General features: G+C 33.5%; 1 protein-coding gene. It reads left to right on the top strand.

Annotated elements, in window-relative coordinates; genetic code table 11:
* Nucleotides 1–106 precede the first annotated feature (106 nt).
* Nucleotides 107–562, top strand: a 456-nt coding sequence (locus ACFOZZ_RS05045; protein WP_376814848.1) for a transposase, incomplete at its 3' end; no start/stop codon positions are given.

A 562-nucleotide genomic window follows, 5' to 3' on the forward strand; every position in this document is an offset into this window, starting at 1 on the left:
TGATTTATTGATTGAAATAAACTGCGGTCGCTATAAAAATACATTATTATATAGGGTAATATAATTTGCAGTCATCAGATGGGTAGAGTTTGCGGTTTAACACCCTGTGATACTTTTTAAAATGATTTTTATCAATTATACATTCGGCATCAATTCTATGAGAAAGACCTGTGAAGAGATCAAGGTCAATATAGCTTATAGATGGTTTTTAGGTATCAGCATTTATGAAGATGTTCCAAACTATTCTACATGGTCTAAGAACTATCAGAGAAGATACAAGGATAGTGAAGTCTTTGACCAGATTTTTAATCATATCATCAAGCACGGCATTGATAACGGCTTTATTGATACCACTACTGTCTTTGGCGATGGCACACATAGAAAAGCTAATGCGAATTCTAGAAAAGCTACAGATAGGGAAGTAGAGATTGTAGCCAAGGCATATGAAAAAGAATTACTTGAAGAAATCAATGAACAAAGAGCAGAAAATGGCAAGAAGCCATTTGAATCATTAGACAAGAAAGAATATGCATTTGATGAAGAAACTGGAGAAGAAATTGAA

Origin of the sequence: Catenibacterium sp. GCM10023432 (assembly GCF_042651925.1) — a bacterium.
Classification (GTDB): domain Bacteria; phylum Bacillota_I; class Bacilli_A; order Erysipelotrichales; family Coprobacillaceae; genus Catenibacterium; species Catenibacterium mitsuoka.